Below are 15,984 nucleotides of genomic sequence, written 5' to 3' on the forward strand. Positions count from 1 at the left end.
AAGGCAATCTCAGCCGACCAGCTTGTTGTTGAGCCACGGCTGCTTCGCGAGCCGCTCGGCTTCGAACTGGCGGATCTTGTCGGCGTGACGCAGCGTCAGGCCGATGTCGTCGAAACCGTTCAGCAGGCAGTACTTGCGGAACGCGGTGATGTCGAACGCGTATTCGCGGCCATCGCCCGCGCGCACGACCTGCGCGTCGAGGTCGATCGTCAGCTGATAGCCGTTGAACGCATACGTGTCGTTGAACAGGTGATCGACCTGCTGCTCGGTCAGCACGATCGGCAGCAGCCCGTTCTTGTAGCAGTTGTTGAAGAAGATGTCGGCGAAGCTCGGCGCGATGATCGCGCGGAAGCCGTACTGCTGCAGCGCCCACGGTGCGTGCTCGCGCGAGCTGCCGCAGCCGAAGTTCTTGCGTGCCAGCAGCACCGATGCGCCCTGGTAGCGCGGCTGGTTCAGCACGAAGTCCGGGTTCAGCGGGCGCTTCGAGTTGTCCTGGCCCGGCTCGCCATGGTCGAGGTAACGCCATTCGTCGAACGCGTTCGGACCGAAGCCCGTGCGCTTGATCGACTTCAGGAACTGCTTCGGGATGATCGCGTCGGTGTCGACGTTCTCGCGATCGAGCGGCGCCACGACGCCGGTATGCACATTGAATTTTTCCATGATCCGTCTATCCGGTTGAAGGGCCGGCATTCAGCCGGCGCACATCGACAAATTCTCGGCGGGCGTCAGTCCGCGGCGCGCTGGAGCGCGTTGCCGGCGGCATTGACGTCCTCGCCGAAGCCTCGGACGGTATTGCAGCCCGCCAGGCCGAAGCCCAGCCCTGCGAGCGCCAGCGCGGCCACCAGCCGCGCGATGAGCTTCGATGCCGTCACGCGTTACCCCAGCTGGCGAATGTCGACGAAATGGCCTTCGATCGCCGCCGCCGCCGCCATCGCGGGGCTCACCAGGTGCGTGCGACCGCCCGCGCCCTGCCGGCCCTCGAAGTTACGGTTCGACGTCGATGCACAGCGCTCGCCCGGATCGAGCCGGTCGGCGTTCATCGCGAGGCACATCGAGCAGCCCGGCTCGCGCCATTCGAAGCCCGCATCCGTGAACACCTTGTCGAGGCCTTCACGCTCGGCCTGCGCCTTCACGAGGCCCGAACCCGGCACGACCATCGCGAGCCGCACGTTCGACGCGATGCGACGGTTCAGCTTCTTCACGACATACGCGGCCGCGCGGATGTCCTCGATGCGTGCGTTCGTGCACGAACCGATGAAGATCTTGTCGACCTTGATCGACTCGATCGGCGTGTTCGGTTCGAGCGCCATGTAGGCCAGCGCGCGTTCCATCGCGTCACGCTTGACCGGATCCTTCTCGCGCTCGGGATCGGGCACGCGACCGTCGATCGACGTGACCATTTCCGGCGACGTGCCCCACGTGACCTGCGGGACGATCTCGGCCGCGTTCAGCTCGACGACGCGGTCGAACTGCGCGCCTTCGTCGGACTTGAACTCGCGCCAGTACTCGACGGCCTGGTTCCATTCCGCGCCGCTCGGCACGAACGGACGGCCCTTCAGGTAGTCGATCGTCGTATCGTCGACGGCGACCATGCCCGCACGCGCACCGGCTTCGATCGCCATGTTGCAGACGGTCATCCGGCCTTCCATCGTCAGCGCGCGGATCGTCGAGCCGCCGAATTCGATCGCGTAGCCCGTGCCGCCTGCCGTGCCGATCTTGCCGATGATCGCGAGCACGATGTCCTTCGCGGTACAGCCGCGCGGCAGTGCACCCTCGACCTTCACGAGCATGTTCTTGCTCTTTTTCTGCAGCAAGGTTTGCGTCGCGAGCACGTGCTCGACTTCCGACGTGCCGATGCCGTGCGCGAGCGCGCCGAACGCGCCGTGCGTCGACGTGTGCGAATCGCCGCACACGATCGTCATGCCCGGCAGCGTCGCGCCCTGCTCCGGCCCGATGATGTGGACGATGCCCTGGCGCACGTCGTTCATCTTGAACTGCGTGATGCCGAACGCGTCGCAGTTCGCGTCGAGCGTGTCGACCTGCAGCTTCGAGACCGGATCGGCGATGCCGTGGCTGCGATCCGTGGTCGGGACGTTGTGGTCCGACACGGCCAGGTTCGCGCTGATGCGCCACACCGGGCGGTGCGCGACGTTCAGCCCCTCGAACGCCTGCGGGCTCGTGACTTCGTGCAGCAGCTGACGGTCGATATAGAGCAGGGTCGTGCCGTCGTCCTCGGTGTGGACGACGTGGGTATTCCACAGTTTGTCGTAGAGAGTCTGTGCCATGGGTATGCGGGGTCGTTGTGACTACAAGCCTTGCGGATGCGATCGATTATGCCACGCAGAACGCATCGCGGCGCAGGCCGGACGAGAAAAAACCCATTAAAAACAGTGGTTTGGCTGGTAGTGTCAATACCTGTATCGGCATTACCCGGCAAACGGGGGCACGAAGGGAACGGCGATGAACACGGTCGCGCCCTTCGGCGTCTGGAGGTGGTCGTTGTGAAAGAACACGCGTTCGCGGCGCACCGCTTCGTCAGCTTCTCCGACGACTTCGCGACCTGGGTGTTCTTCTACGGCCCCGAAGGCGACGAGCGCGGCATTTCCGGCACGATCTCCTAGACTGTCTATTCGCCACGGGCGGTGCACGGCCGCCCTCCCCGCCATCACGATGCGGACCACACCGACGCATCGACCGGACAGGAGCGCAGCATGCGATACGAACTCTATTACTGGCCCGAGATCCAGGGCCGCGGCGAATACGTGCGGCTCGCGCTCGAGGCGGCCGAGGCCGACTATGTCGACGTCGCGCGCGAATCGGGGCGGGGCATGGGCGTGCCGGCGATGATGCGGATGATGGACAGCACGAAGGCCGAATGCGTGCCGTTGGCGCCGCCGTTTTTGAAGGCCGGCGACGTCGTCGTCGGGCAGACCGCGAACATCCTGCTGTTTCTCGGCGCGCGGCTCGGGCTCGCACCCGACGACGAAGCCGGGCGACTGTGGGTGCATCAAATCCAGCTGACCGTCGCCGATTTCGTCACCGAAATCCACGACACGCACCATCCGATCGGCAGCGGCCTGTATTACGAGGACCAGAAGGCGGAAGCCGCCGAGCGCGCGGCCGACTTCCTCGAAAACCGGCTGCCGAAGTTCCTCGGCTATTTCGATCGCGTGCTCGAGCAGAATCCGCACAAAGGCGGGTTTATCGCCGGCAGCGCGCTCAGCTATGCGGACCTGTCGATGTTCCAGCTGATCGAAGGCCTGCGCTACGCGTTTCCGAAGGCGATGAAGCGCGCGGAGCGCAAGGTCGCCGGGCTCGTCGGCCTGCACGACCGCGTCGCCCAGCACCCGCCCGTCCGGCGCTACCTCGAATCGGAGCGCCGCATTCCGTTCAACGACATGGGGATCTTCCGGCACTATCCGGAGCTGGACAAGTAGCGTTGATTCAAGCGCCGACCGGCGTCTCGTGCAGGTGACGCCATACGAGCAGGCCATCCGCCTCGCGCCGGAACACGACCGTCGAGCGCCACGCGTGCACCGCCCGCTTCTCAGCGCGGCTGCCCGTGCCGCGTCGCCGCGGCGTCGACGGCCTCGACCGACCGCGTCAGCCACGGACCGATATCCATCTCGTCGTACCGCACGAGCCGGCTCTTGCGCGCGCGGCGATACGCCCACCAGATCGCGACGAACAGCGGAATCCACACGTAGATCGACAGCACTTCCATCCAGTCGATACGGGCCGCGAAAAACGCCTGGTAATCCTGCCCGAGCGAGATCACGATGCAGATCGCAATCGCGAACAGCGGCCCGAACGGAAACCACTTCGCGCGATACGGCAATTGGTCGAGCCGGTAGCCCTGCTTCAGAAAGCCCTTGCGGAACCGGTAGTGGCAGACCGCGATGCCGAGCCATGCGATGAAGCCCGTGATGCCAACCGTATTGAGCAGCCACAGGTAGATGCGCTGGTTGTTGGTCAGCGAAGTCAGGAAGCACAGCCCGCCCACCGCCATCGTCGCGTACAGCGCGTTGCGCGGCACGCCGCCCGGCGACAGCGTCGCGAACATCGCAGGCGCACGCCCTTCGGCCGCGAGGTTGTACAGCATCCGCGTGGCCGCATACGTGCCGGAATTGCCGGCCGACAGCACGGCCGTCAGGATCACCAGATTCATCGCGCCGGCGGCGAGCGGGAAGCCCGCATGGCTGAACACGAGCGTGAACGGGCTCACGCCGATGTCGGTCACGTCGCTCTTCAGCAGGTTCGGATCGGTGTACGGCACCAGCAGGCCGATCACGAAGATCGCGAGCACGTAGAACAGCATGATCCGCCAGAAGATCTGCTTCACCGCGCGCGGGATCGTCTTGCGCGGGTTTTCCGACTCACCGGCCGTGATCCCGACCAGCTCGGTGCCGAGAAACGAGAATCCCGCGATCAGCGCGACGCTCATCATCGCGTGCACGCCGCCGACGAACGGTGCGTCGCCGGTCCTGAAGTTGCGCCAGCCGACCGGATGCCCGTTGCCGAGCAGGCCGGCCGCGATCAGCAAGCCCGCCGCGATGAACGCGATCACGGTGACGACCTTGATCAGCGAGAACCAGTATTCGGATTCGCCGAAGCCGCGCACCGACAGCGTGTTCAGCAGGAAGATCAGCACCAGGAACCCGGCGCCCCACCACACGCCCGGTACCGCGGGAAACCAGTAGCGCATCACGATCTGTCCGGCCACCAGCTCGATCGCGATCGTCACGGCCCAGCTGTACCAGTAGGTCCAGCCGAGCGCGACGCCGAAGCCTTCGTCGACGTACTTCTCGCCGTAAACCGCGAACGAACCCGACACCGGCATCAGTGCGGCCATCTCGCCGAGCCCGGTGACGACGAAGTAGACCATCAGCCCGATCGCAATATACGCGGCGATCGCGCCGCCCGGCCCCGCCTGCGCGACCGACGCGCCCGAGGCGACGAACAACCCCGTGCCGATCGAGCCGCCGATCGCGATCATCGCGATGTGGCGGCTCTGCAGCCGGCGCTTGAGCACCGTCCCGGACGGCGCGGCCGTCTGCGCTGCCGCTTGCAAAGCATCCATAGTGTTCACCCTGATTGGAATCGGGTCGACCAGATTGATTCGGAATACCAATCGATCGACCCGGTTATTCGCATCGAAACGGCCCCTGCCCGACCGGCCGCGCGTCCGATGCCGCCGGCCCGGACGCGCACTGCCGCGTCAGACGACGCTGCGCTTGATCGCCTGCAACTCGGCCGTCGTCACGATCTTCTCGATCCGGAACCGCGGGCTTTCGAGCCACACGTTCGCGATCCGCCGGTATTCGTCGAGATCCTCGCACGCGAGCCGCACGAGAAAATCGAACGTGCCGCTGACCAGCCAGCAATCGAGCACCGCCGGGTTGTTCCGCATCTCGTCCTCGAACGGTGCCTGCGAACGCCCGTGATCCGCCAGCACGATCTGCGCGATCACGACGATCGGCTTGGTCGCGCGCGGCGCCTTGATGACGGCGCGGTAGCCTTCGATCACGCCGAGCGCCTCGAGCCGTTCCACGCGCGCCTGGCACGGGCGCGGCGTGAGGTTCACGAGCTCCGACAGCTTCCGGTACGAAATCCGTCCGTCGGTGCGCAGGATGTCGAGGATCCGGAGATCGATCTTGTCGAGCTGCATCTTCTTGTCGGTCATCCGCGTTCGCTCCGGTCGGGTCATGGCAGGTGCGCGGCGGGTTTCCTCCCGTTCCGCGCGGGGCCACATTATCCGGCCGAAGCGGTCGCGCGCCAATCGGCTAGAACCGCAGCGACAGGCACGTCAGGCCGCCGTCCATCTTGCGGAATTCACTCGTGTCGATCACGTGCAGCGGCAGCCCGAGCGACTGAATCGCGTCGTGCACGCGCGGATAGCCGGCCGGCGTGATCAGCGTACCGTTCACACGCAGCGTGTTGCCCGCATATTCATCGGCGGCCGAGATCGCGATCCGGCGATAGTCGGCGAACGCCGGATGCGCGGCCAGCGCCTCGGTCACGAGCAGCGTGTCGTCGCCGAGCGCGTTGACGACCGACTTCAGGTGCAGGCCGGCGCCGACCGGCACCGCGACGACCGCGTAGCCGTAGCGCGACACCAGCGACTCGAACGCGGCGATGCCTTCGGCGTCCGTGCGGCCCGTCAGGCCGATGTAGAAGCGCTTGCCGACCTGCATCACGTCGCCGCCGTCGAGACGGCCGTCCTGCATCGGCAGCAGGTCGCGATGCGCGCCGAGCGCCGCTTCGATGTGCACCGTCTCGCCGCGCCGCGCGGGCGCGCCGGGGCGCGTGATCACCGCAAACTCAGGCGTGACGACCGCGACGTCCTCGACGAAGTGCGAATCGGGGAACGCCTCCAGCGGCGGCAGCTCGGTCAACTCGACGCCGAGCCCGCGCAGCGCGTCGCAGTACGCGTGGAACTGCGTGAGCGTCTTGTCGTAGTCGGGCGCGCCGAGCGTGGCGGTGGTGAGACCCGCGCCACAGGACGGCGCGGGACGGCGAACGATCGCTTGCGTGAATTGCATCGACTCCTCCATGGTCACGCTGCCCCCCGTGCGGCGCACGGGGCAGCTGCGTTGTGTCCGGACCATTATCGGAAGCCAAATTGCGCAATTCGCGTCGATTTCGCGGGCGCCCGCAGCCGATCGCGTCGAATTGCAGGCGGGCCGCAGCGGATTCGGCAGACGGCCAGCGGCAGCGGCGCGCCCGGCCGTTTCGGACGCGCCAATGAAAACACCCCGGCGGGATGACCCGTCGGGGTGTCGAGGCGTTGCGATTGCCGGACGCGAGCGGCCTGACGGCCGTTCGCGCCGCGCACGACTTAACGTGCGTTGATCGGCTTGGCTTCGCGCGGCGTGTCGCCGATGAACAGCTGACGCGGACGACCGATCTTCTGCTCGGGATCGGCGATCATTTCGTTCCACTGTGCGATCCAGCCGACCGTACGTGCCATCGCGAAGATACACGTGAACATCGACGTCGGGATGCCCAGCGCGCGCTGGACGATACCCGAGTAGAAGTCGACGTTCGGGTACAGCTTGCGCGACACGAAGTATTCGTCTTCCAGCGCGATCTTCTCGAGCTGCATCGCGAGCTTGAACAGCGGGTCGTCGTGCAGGCCCAGTTCGTTCAGCACTTCGTAGCACGTTTCGCGCATCAGCTTCGCACGCGGGTCGTAGTTCTTGTACACGCGGTGACCGAAGCCCATCAGCTTCACGCCCGAATTCTTGTCCTTCACCTGCTTGATGAATTCGGGGATGTTGTCCGGCGAACCGATCTGCTCGAGCATGTTCAGCGCGGCTTCGTTCGCACCACCGTGCGCCGGGCCCCACAGACATGCGATACCTGCTGCGATACAGGCGAACGGGTTCGCGCCCGACGAGCCAGCCAGGCGGACCGTCGACGTCGATGCGTTCTGCTCGTGATCAGCGTGCAGGATCAGGATACGGTCGAGTGCGCGGACGAGCACGTCGTTGACCTTGTACTCTTCGCACGGGTTCGAGAACATCATGTGCATGAAGTTCGCGCTGTACGACAGCGAGTTCTTCGGATACACGAACGGCTGGCCGATGCTGTACTTGTACGCCATCGCGACGAGCGTCGGCAGCTTTGCGATCATGCGGATCGCCGACACTTCGCGGTGACGCGGGTCGTTGATGTCGAGCGAGTCGTGGTAGAACGCGGACAGCGCGCCGACTGCAGCGACCAGGATCGCCATCGGGTGCGCATCGCGGCGGAAGCCACGGAAGAAGAAGTGCATCTGCTCGTGCACCATCGTGTGCTTCGTGACGGTGTCGACGAATTCCTTCTTCTGCGCTGCGTTCGGCAGTTCACCCTTCAGCAGCAGGTAGCAGCTTTCGAGGAAGTCGGCGTTTTGCGCGAGGTTGTCGATCGGGTAGCCGCGGTACAGCAGTTCGCCCTTGTCGCCGTCGATGTACGTGATCGCCGAATTACAAGCTGCCGTCGACATGAAGCCCGGGTCATACGTGAACTTGCCGGTCTGGCCGTACAGCTTGCGGATGTCGATTACGTCCGGGCCCATCGTGCCCTTGTAGATCGGCAGTTCGACGCTCGGCGAGTTGTCGCTGAACGATAGCGTGGCTTTAACATCAGACGGAGTCATGGCACATCCTCAATCGAAATAAAGAAACGGGATTCGATAACGGGCACAGCGCGTTACACCTTGGCGTTACACGTTGCGCAGCATCTCCAACAGCCGGTGGATATCCGGGCTGTTTAGGTCGCCCTCTGGTTCCTTGCGCGCGAGGAGCAAGTCCATCAGGTCGTTGTCGCTCAGATCGAGCAGGCGCGACAACGCGCCTACGTCTGCATCGGTGAGGTCATGCTCGTATCTGCTGAAGAAACGCTCGAAAATGATGTCGTTTTCCAGCAGACCCCGCCGCGCGCGCCAGCGGAGGCGCGCGCGACGGTGCGGGTCGGATTGATGCGATTCGTCGCTCATCAAACTTTAAACCGCGCGGCGAACCATCAGTTCCTTGATCTTGCCGATCGCCTTCGTCGGGTTCAGGCCCTTCGGGCAAACGTCGACGCAGTTCATGATCGTGTGGCAACGGAACAGACGGTACGGGTCTTCCAGGTTGTCGAGACGCTCGCCGGTGGCGGTGTCGCGGCTATCCGCGATGAAGCGGTAAGCCTGCAGCAGGCCGGCCGGGCCGACGAACTTGTCCGGGTTCCACCAGAAGCTCGGGCACGACGTCGAGCAGCTTGCGCACAGAATGCACTCGTACACGCCGTCGAGCTCGTCGCGTTCTTCCGGCGACTGGAGGCGTTCCTTCTCCGGCGGCGGCGCGTCGTTGATCAGGTACGGCTTGATCGAGTGATACTGGTTGAAGAAGTGCGTCATGTCGACGATCAGGTCGCGCACGACGGGCAGGCCCGGCAGCGGACGCAGCACGATCTTCTGCGGCAGGTCGTTCAGGTTCGTCAGGCACGCGAGACCGTTCTTGCCGTTGATGTTCATCGCGTCCGAACCGCACACGCCTTCACGGCACGAACGGCGGAACGACAGCGTCTCGTCCAGTGCCTTCAGCTTGACCAGTGCGTCGAGCAGCATGCGCTCATGCTTGATCTCGAGTTCGTACGTCTGCATGCGCGGTGCCGCGTCCTTGTCCGGATCGTAGCGGTAGACTTCAAAAATGCGTTTTGCCATTTCGGATTCCTTTGACTCGGCTTAGAACGTGCGCGGCTTCGGCGGCACGGATTCGACCGTCAGCGGCTTCATTTGAACCGGCTTGTAGTCGAGGCGATCGCCTTCGCTGTACCACAGCGTGTGGCGCAGCCAGTTGTCGTCGTCGCGGTGTTCGTAGTCGCTGTGCGCGTGTGCGCCGCGGCTTTCCTTGCGCGCTTCCGCCGACACCATCGTCGCGCGGGCGACTTCGATCAGGTTCTCCAGCTCGAGCGCTTCGACGCGCGCGGTGTTGAACACCTTCGACTTGTCCTTCAGGTGGATGTTTTCCACGCGGGCCTTCAGGCCGGCCATCTCGTCGACGCCTTCCTTCAGCAGTTTCGACGTGCGGAACACGCCTGCGTGCTTCTGCATCGTCGAACGGATGTCGTTCGCGACGTCCTGCGTGTACTCGCCCGAGCTCGACTTCTCGAGCTTCGCCAGGCGCGCCAGCGAGAATTCGCCTGCGTCGGCCGGCAGCGGCTTGTGTTCCTTCTGGTTCTTCACGTGCTCGACGATGTGGTTGCCGGCCGCACGGCCGAACACCACGAGGTCCAGCAGCGAGTTCGTGCCGAGGCGGTTCGCGCCGTGCACGGACACGCACGAGCACTCGCCCACTGCGTAGAAGCCGTTGACCGGATCCTTGTGACCGCGCGACGTGCCGACGACCTGACCGTGGATGTTGGTCGGGATGCCGCCCATCTGGTAGTGGATCGTCGGGACGACCGGGATCGGTTCCTTGATCGCGTCGACGTTCGCGAACTTCAGCGCGATTTCGCGGATCGACGGCAGACGCTTCATGATCGTCTCGGCGCCGATGTGCGACAGGTCGAGCAGCACGTGGTCCTTGTTCGGACCGACACCGCGGCCTTCCTTGATTTCCTGGTCCATCGAACGCGACACGAAGTCACGCGGCGCCAGATCCTTCAGCGTCGGTGCATAGCGTTCCATGAAGCGCTCGCCGTTCGCGTTGCGCAGGATACCGCCTTCGCCGCGCACGCCTTCGGTGATCAGCACGCCCGCGCCGGCCACGCCGGTCGGGTGGAACTGCCAGAACTCCATGTCCTGCAGCGCGATGCCCGAGCGCGCAGCCATGCCGAGGCCGTCGCCGGTGTTGATGAACGCGTTGGTCGATGCCGCGAAGATCCGGCCCGCGCCGCCGGTCGCGAACAGCGTGGTCTTGCCTTCCATGATGTAGACGTCACCCGTCTCCATCTCGAGGGCCGTCACGCCGAGCACGTCGCCTTCCGCGTCGCGGATCAGGTCGAGTGCCATCCATTCGACGAAGAACTGCGTCTTCGCTTCGACGTTCTGCTGGTACAGCGTGTGCAGCAGCGCGTGACCGGTACGGTCGGCGGCCGCGCAAGCGCGCTGGACCGGCTTCTCGCCGTAGTTCGCGGTGTGGCCGCCGAACGGACGCTGGTAGATCGTGCCGTCCGCGTTACGGTCGAACGGCATGCCGAAGTGTTCGAGTTCGTACACGACGTTCGGCGCTTCACGGCACATGAACTCGATCGCATCCTGGTCGCCGAGCCAGTCGGAACCCTTGATCGTGTCGTAGAAGTGGAAGTGCCAGTTGTCTTCGCTCATGTTGCCGAGCGACGCGCCGATGCCGCCCTGTGCGGCCACCGTGTGCGAACGGGTCGGGAACACCTTCGACAGCACGCCGACCGACAGGCCCGCGCGCGACAGTTGCAGCGCTGCGCGCAAGCCCGAGCCACCCGCGCCGACGATCACCACGTCGAACTTGCGGCGCGGCAGGGAAGTTTTGATTGCAGCCATTCTTTACACTCTCCAGAGAATCTGCGCGGCGTAGCCCGCACATGCGAGCAGCCAGACGATGGTCAGCGATTGCAGCAGCAGGCGCACACCGACGGGCTTCACGTAGTCCATCCAGATGTCGCGCACGCCGACCCATGCGTGGTAGAAGAGGGAAAGCAGCATCACGAAGGTCGCGAGCTTCATCCATTGCGCGGCGAAGATCGATGCCCAGCCTTCGTACGAGAAATCGTGCGCGCCGAAGAACAGGACGAGCAGAATGACCGTGTAGACCGCCATGATCGTGGCGGTGATGCGCTGCGCAAGCCAGTCGCGCAGGCCGTAGTGAGCGCCGACGACGAGGCGCTTCGAGCCGATTCGGTTATTGGCTGCCATTTTCTTAGAATGCTCCGAACAGTTTGAGTGCCATGGCGATCGTCAGGGCGATCGAGACGACAAAGACGACGACTGCCGTCCGCTTGCCGCCTTCCTTCGTGACGGCGTCGTGGTTGACGTCCATCAGCAGGTGGCGAATGCCGGCGCAGAAATGGTGGAAGAAGGCCCACGACAGTGCGAGGACGATCAGCTTGACGATGATGTTGGAGAGGAAAGCCTTGAAGACTTCGAAGCTGAGCTCGGACGTGAGGCTCTGGTCGAAGAGGAACAGCAGGAACGGCAGGAACAAGAACAGCAGCGCGCCGCTGACTCGATGGAGAATCGACAATATCGCTGCCAGCGGCATGCGATATTTCATCGTGATATCGCCGAATCCGATGTTCCGGTATTCCGGCCTCGGCTTTCTTACTGCATCAGTCATGCTAGACCCCTACTATGTTGTCACACTAATCCGCAATTTTAGCGCCTTTTTATATCGCGCTGCAGCGAAAGTCTGCTCTGGATCGTTACGCGAACGAGAATAAAGGCGGCCCGAAACGTGCTACGCGAGTGTGGAAAACGCGCATGCACGCTGCTTGTGCCGATACGTCGTCAGCTCAAGTCATTCTGATAGTAATACCCGGTTGTGACATACCAGCCGCGCCGCACTTCCACAGGCCGGTCTCCGTATGTATAGGACACGCGCTCGACCGACAGCAATGGAAATCCTGCCGGCACGTGCAGCAGGTCGGCCACCGCCGGCTCCGCCGCCACCGCGCGAATCTTTTCCGTCGCGCGGATCATCCGCGTGCCGAACTCCGTCTCGAACATCGCGTAGAGCGGCCCCTTGTACTCGCTCAGCCGCTCGAACGTAAGGCCGCGGAACATCGCGCCCGGCAGCCAGATCTCGTCGAGCACCGTCACCTCCTTCTCGAACTCCAGCAGGCGACGCACCTGCACGACCGGATCGGCCGGCTTCAGGTCGAGCTGCCGCGCGATCTCGGCCGGCGCGCGCAGGCGCCGGCATTCGAGCAGGCGGCTCACGTGCGGGTGCTCGGCACCGTCGTCGGCCAGAAGCCGCAGGAAGCGGAACTGCGCGCGATCTTCGTTGTGCGTTGCAACAAAAGTACCCTTGCCCTGCCGCCGGACCACGAGGTTTTCAGCGGCCAGCTCGTCGATCGCCTTGCGAACGGTGCCCTGGCTGACCTTGTAACGGGCCGCGAGCTCCACTTCGCTCGGAATGATCTCGCCCGGCTTCCATTCACCGGATTCGAGACTTTGCGTGATCAATGACTTGATCTGCTGGTATAACGGACTAAAGGTCGGCGACGGCGAAGCGACAGGCGTCGGCACGGAATCACCCGCGCCCGGCTGCCCTGGGCCGCCTGCGCCGTTCTGATTCGCGTTGTTCGCCTGGTTCGATGTCATGGCGCGCATTTCATCACAAACCGCGCTTTTCCGTCCACTCAAATTCCGCAAAACATCTGTCTTATATAAGACATATGATACCGTTTGACTTTGGGCCCGCCGGCTCCTACACTCCGGGTCGAGCAAGGGTTCGCGGGTGCAAATACGCGTCCCCGGCTACGTGCCACGGCCGTCTCCAGGTTCACCGCGTCTGCCTTTCGCGAGTCCTCCGCCCTGCTTCAATGCAACGCTACGCGTAACGCGCATAGAATGGCGTTTTGCCTAGCGTCCACCGCTTCACCCGTCCTGGAGATTTTCAATGGCTAAGCCCGCAAAGCGCGTTGCCGTCACCGGCGCCGCAGGTCAAATCGCTTACTCCCTGCTGTTCCGCATCGCGAACGGCGACCTGCTCGGCAAGGACCAGCCGGTCATCCTGCAACTGCTCGACCTCCCGCAAGCCCAAGCCGCCGTCAAAGGCGTCGTGATGGAACTCGACGATTGCGCGTTCCCGCTGCTCGCGGGCGTCGTGATCACCGACGATCCGAAGGTTGCATTCAAGGATGCAGACGTCGCGCTGCTGGTCGGTGCACGTCCGCGCTCGAAGGGCATGGAGCGCAAGGACCTGCTGTCGGCGAACGCCGAGATCTTCACGGTCCAGGGCGCTGCGCTGAACGAAGTCGCGAGCCGCGACGTCAAGGTGCTGGTCGTCGGCAACCCGGCGAACACGAACGCGTACATCGCGATGAAGTCGGCGCCGGACCTGCCGAAGAAGAACTTCACGGCCATGCTGCGCCTCGACCACAACCGCGCGCTGTCGCAGCTCGCGGCCAAGTCGGGCAAGCCGGTCGCATCGATCGAGAAGCTCGCCGTGTGGGGCAACCACTCGCCGACGATGTACCCCGACTTCCGTTTCGCGACCGTCGAAGGCGAATCGCTGCTGAAGCTGATCAACGACGACGTGTGGAACCGCGACACGTTCATCCCGACCGTCGGCAAGCGCGGCGCGGCGATCATCGAAGCGCGCGGCCTGTCGTCGGCAGCGTCGGCAGCCAACGCGGCGATCGACCACGTGCGTGACTGGGTCCTCGGCACGAACGGCAAGTGGGTCACGATGGGCATCCCGTCGGACGGCTCGTACGGCATCCCCGAAGACATCATCTACGGCGTGCCGGTCGTGTGCGAAAACGGCGAGTACAAGCGCATCGAAGGCCTGGAAATCGACGCGTTCTCGCGCGAGAAGATGGACGGCACGCTGGCCGAGCTGCTCGAAGAGCGCGATGGCGTCGCCCACCTGCTGAAGAACTAAGCAGCAAATCGCGTGACCGTGCCGCCCCCCGGGCGGCACGGTCAAGGCACAGGCGGCGGGGCCGGCATGCAGCCGGCGCCACCGCCCGATCCGATCCGCGCACGTTTTGCCGCCACAGGCGCCCCGCGCCGGCCCAGAACGCGCCCGAATCCGATTTTCTCCACGTTGATCCGCCTCCTTGACGTAGAAGAGATGTCCGCGCTCACTCCTGCACAAGTGCTGTACGACGGGGCGTCCCCGCCCGCGATCCTGCCCTGCTGCGATCACTACGCGGGCAGCGAGAAGCTGATCCGCAAGTCGCTCGCGCTCCAGGCCGAACTCGGCCCCGTATTCGACATCACGCTCGACTGCGAGGACGGCGCGGCCGTCGGCCAGGAAGCGGCGCACGCGCAGCTCGTCGCCGAGTTCCTCGGCGGCGCCGAGAACCGCTTCGGGCGGGTCGGCGTCCGCATCCACGACTTTTCCCATCCCCACTGGCGCGACGACGTGCGCATCGTGCTGCGCGCCGCGCGCGCGCCGGCCTACCTGACGCTGCCGAAGATCGCGAGCGCCGCCGACGCGGCCGAGATGGTCGCGTTCATCGAAGGCACCCGCCGCGAGCTCGGCCTCGCGCAGCCGATCCCGGTCGACGTGCTGGTCGAGACGCACGGCGCGCTCGCGCAGGCAGCTGCCCTCGCCGCGCTGCCGCTGGTCGGGACGCTGAGCTTCGGGCTGATGGACTTCGTATCCGCGCATCACGGCGCAATTCCCGATGCCGCGATGCGCTCGCCGGGCCAGTTCGACCACCCGCTGGTGCGCCGCGCGAAGCTGGAAATCGCCGCGGCGTGCCACGCGCACGGCAAGACGCCGTCGCACAACGTGACGACCGAGGTGCGCGACATGGGCGTCGTCGCCGGCGACGCGCGCCGCGCGCGCGACGAGTTCGCGTTCACGCGGATGTGGAGCATCCACCCCGCGCAGATCCGCCCGATCGTCGACGCATTCGCGCCGCGCACCGACGAGGTTGCGCTGGCCGCCGAGATCCTGCTGGCCGCGCAGGCCGCCGACTGGGGCCCGACGCGCCACGGCGATACGCTGCACGACCGCGCGAGCTACCGCTATTACTGGTCGGTGCTGCGCCGCGCGCGGGCGACCGGCCAGCCGGTGCCGGCCGAGGCCGCGCCGCTGTTCGGCCCGGCCGCCGGAGACGCGCAGTGAGCGCGCGCCGACACACGCATTTCATCGAATTCCGGGAGCGCAAACCCGCGATAGGTTTGCGAAACGACAAAAAACGTAACGGAGCCTGAAAACCTGAAATATGCGCGTCCAAATAGGTGAAAATAGCGGCCGCTGCGCGCTTCCGGGGCGCGTGCAGTTTCAAACCGGCCGGCAGCTTCGGCTGCCGGCCCTTGTCAACTGATTTTCGAAAGGTTCTGACTCCATGAAGAAACTCCTGATCGCTACCGCCATCGGCGCGTTGTCCGCCACGATGCTGGTGTCGGCACCGAGCGCGTTTGCCCAGGATACGGCGACGACTGCGAAGAAGACGGCCAAGCGCCCGGCGCCGGCCAAGCGCATCATTCCGCGCAGCAAGAAGGCCCAGGCACGTGCCGCGGCCAAGGTCGATCCGGTGCCGGACGGCGCAGTCAAGTGGGCGTGCAAGGACGGCCTGTCGTTCGACCTCGCCGGCGACATGAAGCGCGACCAGCTGGTCACGGTTCACTGGGCGAAGAAGAACTACAAGCTGCCGCGTCAGGCCACGACGACGGGCGCCGACACGTTCTACGATCCGGCCAACGGCTTCAAGCTGGTCGTCATCCCGAGCAAGGCGATGCTGTTCAGCGATGCGAACGGCGGCGAACGTCTCGCCGACGAGTGCGTGACGCCGGAAATGGCGCAAGGCGGCGCAGCGCCGACGCAATCGAACGAGCTGAAGCCGGTAACGAACTAAGCGCGT

General features: G+C 64.8%; 17 protein-coding genes. 4 read left to right on the forward strand and 13 right to left on the reverse strand.

The window, feature by feature from the left end:
* Window positions 1-9: 9 nt before the first annotated feature.
* The 3 genes from leuD to leuC form a co-directional block, all read right to left on the reverse strand.
* Window positions 10-660 carry a 3-isopropylmalate dehydratase small subunit gene (gene leuD, locus PI86_RS04195; protein ID WP_014899958.1) on the reverse strand — a complete coding sequence of 217 codons (651 nt, stop codon included), beginning with the start codon at window positions 658-660 and terminating at the stop codon, window positions 10-12.
* A 65-nt stretch (window positions 661-725) separates the two neighbouring features.
* The gene (locus tag PI86_RS04200) at window positions 726-872 is read right to left on the reverse strand and encodes an entericidin A/B family lipoprotein (protein WP_039319030.1); all 147 of its coding nucleotides are present in this window, start codon (window positions 870-872) and stop codon (window positions 726-728) included.
* 3 nt (window positions 873-875) lie between these two features.
* Window positions 876-2,285 (reverse strand): 3-isopropylmalate dehydratase large subunit, encoded by a 1,410-nt coding sequence (gene leuC, locus PI86_RS04205; protein ID WP_014899959.1) that lies wholly within the window; start codon window positions 2,283-2,285, stop codon window positions 876-878.
* Window positions 2,286-2,711: 426 nt separating this feature from the next.
* Here leuC and PI86_RS04210 point away from each other — a divergent pair, with 426 nt between their 5' ends.
* Window positions 2,712-3,437 (forward strand): glutathione S-transferase, encoded by a 726-nt coding sequence (locus PI86_RS04210; protein WP_014899960.1) that lies wholly within the window; start codon window positions 2,712-2,714, stop codon window positions 3,435-3,437.
* 110 nt (window positions 3,438-3,547) lie between these two features.
* Here the strand turns inward: PI86_RS04210 and PI86_RS04215 are convergent, their stop codons facing one another.
* The 10 genes from PI86_RS04215 to PI86_RS04260 form a co-directional block, all read right to left on the reverse strand.
* Entirely contained in the window at window positions 3,548-5,080 is a 1,533-nt protein-coding gene (locus PI86_RS04215; protein ID WP_039319032.1) for an amino acid permease, read from the reverse strand.
* Between the two features lie 138 nt (window positions 5,081-5,218).
* Complete coding sequence (locus PI86_RS04220; RefSeq protein ID WP_014899962.1) at window positions 5,219-5,683, reverse strand: Lrp/AsnC family transcriptional regulator; 465 nt, start codon at window positions 5,681-5,683, stop codon at window positions 5,219-5,221.
* A gap of 100 nt (window positions 5,684-5,783) precedes the next feature.
* A complete protein-coding gene (locus PI86_RS04225) occupies window positions 5,784-6,542 on the reverse strand; it encodes a dimethylarginine dimethylaminohydrolase family protein (protein ID WP_014899963.1) in 759 nt (252 codons plus the stop codon).
* Between the two features lie 296 nt (window positions 6,543-6,838).
* Window positions 6,839-8,140 carry a citrate synthase gene (gene gltA, locus PI86_RS04230; protein ID WP_014899964.1) on the reverse strand — a complete coding sequence of 434 codons (1,302 nt, stop codon included), beginning with the start codon at window positions 8,138-8,140 and terminating at the stop codon, window positions 6,839-6,841.
* A 66-nt stretch (window positions 8,141-8,206) separates the two neighbouring features.
* Window positions 8,207-8,479, reverse strand: a complete 273-nt coding sequence (locus tag PI86_RS04235) for an FAD assembly factor SdhE (RefSeq protein ID WP_014899965.1) — start codon at window positions 8,477-8,479, stop codon at window positions 8,207-8,209.
* 6 nt (window positions 8,480-8,485) lie between these two features.
* The gene (locus PI86_RS04240; protein ID WP_006399548.1) at window positions 8,486-9,187 is read right to left on the reverse strand and encodes a succinate dehydrogenase iron-sulfur subunit; all 702 of its coding nucleotides are present in this window, start codon (window positions 9,185-9,187) and stop codon (window positions 8,486-8,488) included.
* A 21-nt stretch (window positions 9,188-9,208) separates the two neighbouring features.
* Window positions 9,209-10,984 carry a succinate dehydrogenase flavoprotein subunit gene (gene sdhA / locus PI86_RS04245; protein ID WP_014899966.1) on the reverse strand — a complete coding sequence of 592 codons (1,776 nt, stop codon included), beginning with the start codon at window positions 10,982-10,984 and terminating at the stop codon, window positions 9,209-9,211.
* 3 nt (window positions 10,985-10,987) lie between these two features.
* On the reverse strand, window positions 10,988-11,356 hold the full coding sequence (gene sdhD / locus PI86_RS04250; protein ID WP_011355745.1) for a succinate dehydrogenase, hydrophobic membrane anchor protein: 369 nt from the start codon (window positions 11,354-11,356) through the stop codon (window positions 10,988-10,990).
* Window positions 11,357-11,360: 4 nt separating this feature from the next.
* On the reverse strand, window positions 11,361-11,777 hold the full coding sequence (sdhC, locus tag PI86_RS04255) for a succinate dehydrogenase, cytochrome b556 subunit (RefSeq protein ID WP_034185792.1): 417 nt from the start codon (window positions 11,775-11,777) through the stop codon (window positions 11,361-11,363).
* A gap of 170 nt (window positions 11,778-11,947) precedes the next feature.
* On the reverse strand, window positions 11,948-12,772 hold the full coding sequence (locus tag PI86_RS04260; RefSeq protein ID WP_080599470.1) for a GntR family transcriptional regulator: 825 nt from the start codon (window positions 12,770-12,772) through the stop codon (window positions 11,948-11,950).
* A gap of 289 nt (window positions 12,773-13,061) precedes the next feature.
* On the opposite strand from PI86_RS04260, the gene PI86_RS04265 reads away from it, so the two are divergent.
* The 3 genes from PI86_RS04265 (at window position 13,062) to PI86_RS04275 (ending at window position 15,978) form a co-directional block, all read left to right on the forward strand.
* On the forward strand, window positions 13,062-14,048 hold the full coding sequence (locus PI86_RS04265) for a malate dehydrogenase (RefSeq protein ID WP_014899969.1): 987 nt from the start codon (window positions 13,062-13,064) through the stop codon (window positions 14,046-14,048).
* 192 nt (window positions 14,049-14,240) lie between these two features.
* On the forward strand, window positions 14,241-15,245 hold the full coding sequence (locus PI86_RS04270) for an HpcH/HpaI aldolase/citrate lyase family protein (RefSeq protein WP_039319043.1): 1,005 nt from the start codon (window positions 14,241-14,243) through the stop codon (window positions 15,243-15,245).
* A gap of 223 nt (window positions 15,246-15,468) precedes the next feature.
* A complete protein-coding gene (locus PI86_RS04275; protein ID WP_014899971.1) occupies window positions 15,469-15,978 on the forward strand; it encodes a hypothetical protein in 510 nt (169 codons plus the stop codon).
* Window positions 15,979-15,984: the final 6 nt, after the last annotated feature.

It is taken from the genome of Burkholderia sp. A9, assembly GCF_000801975.1.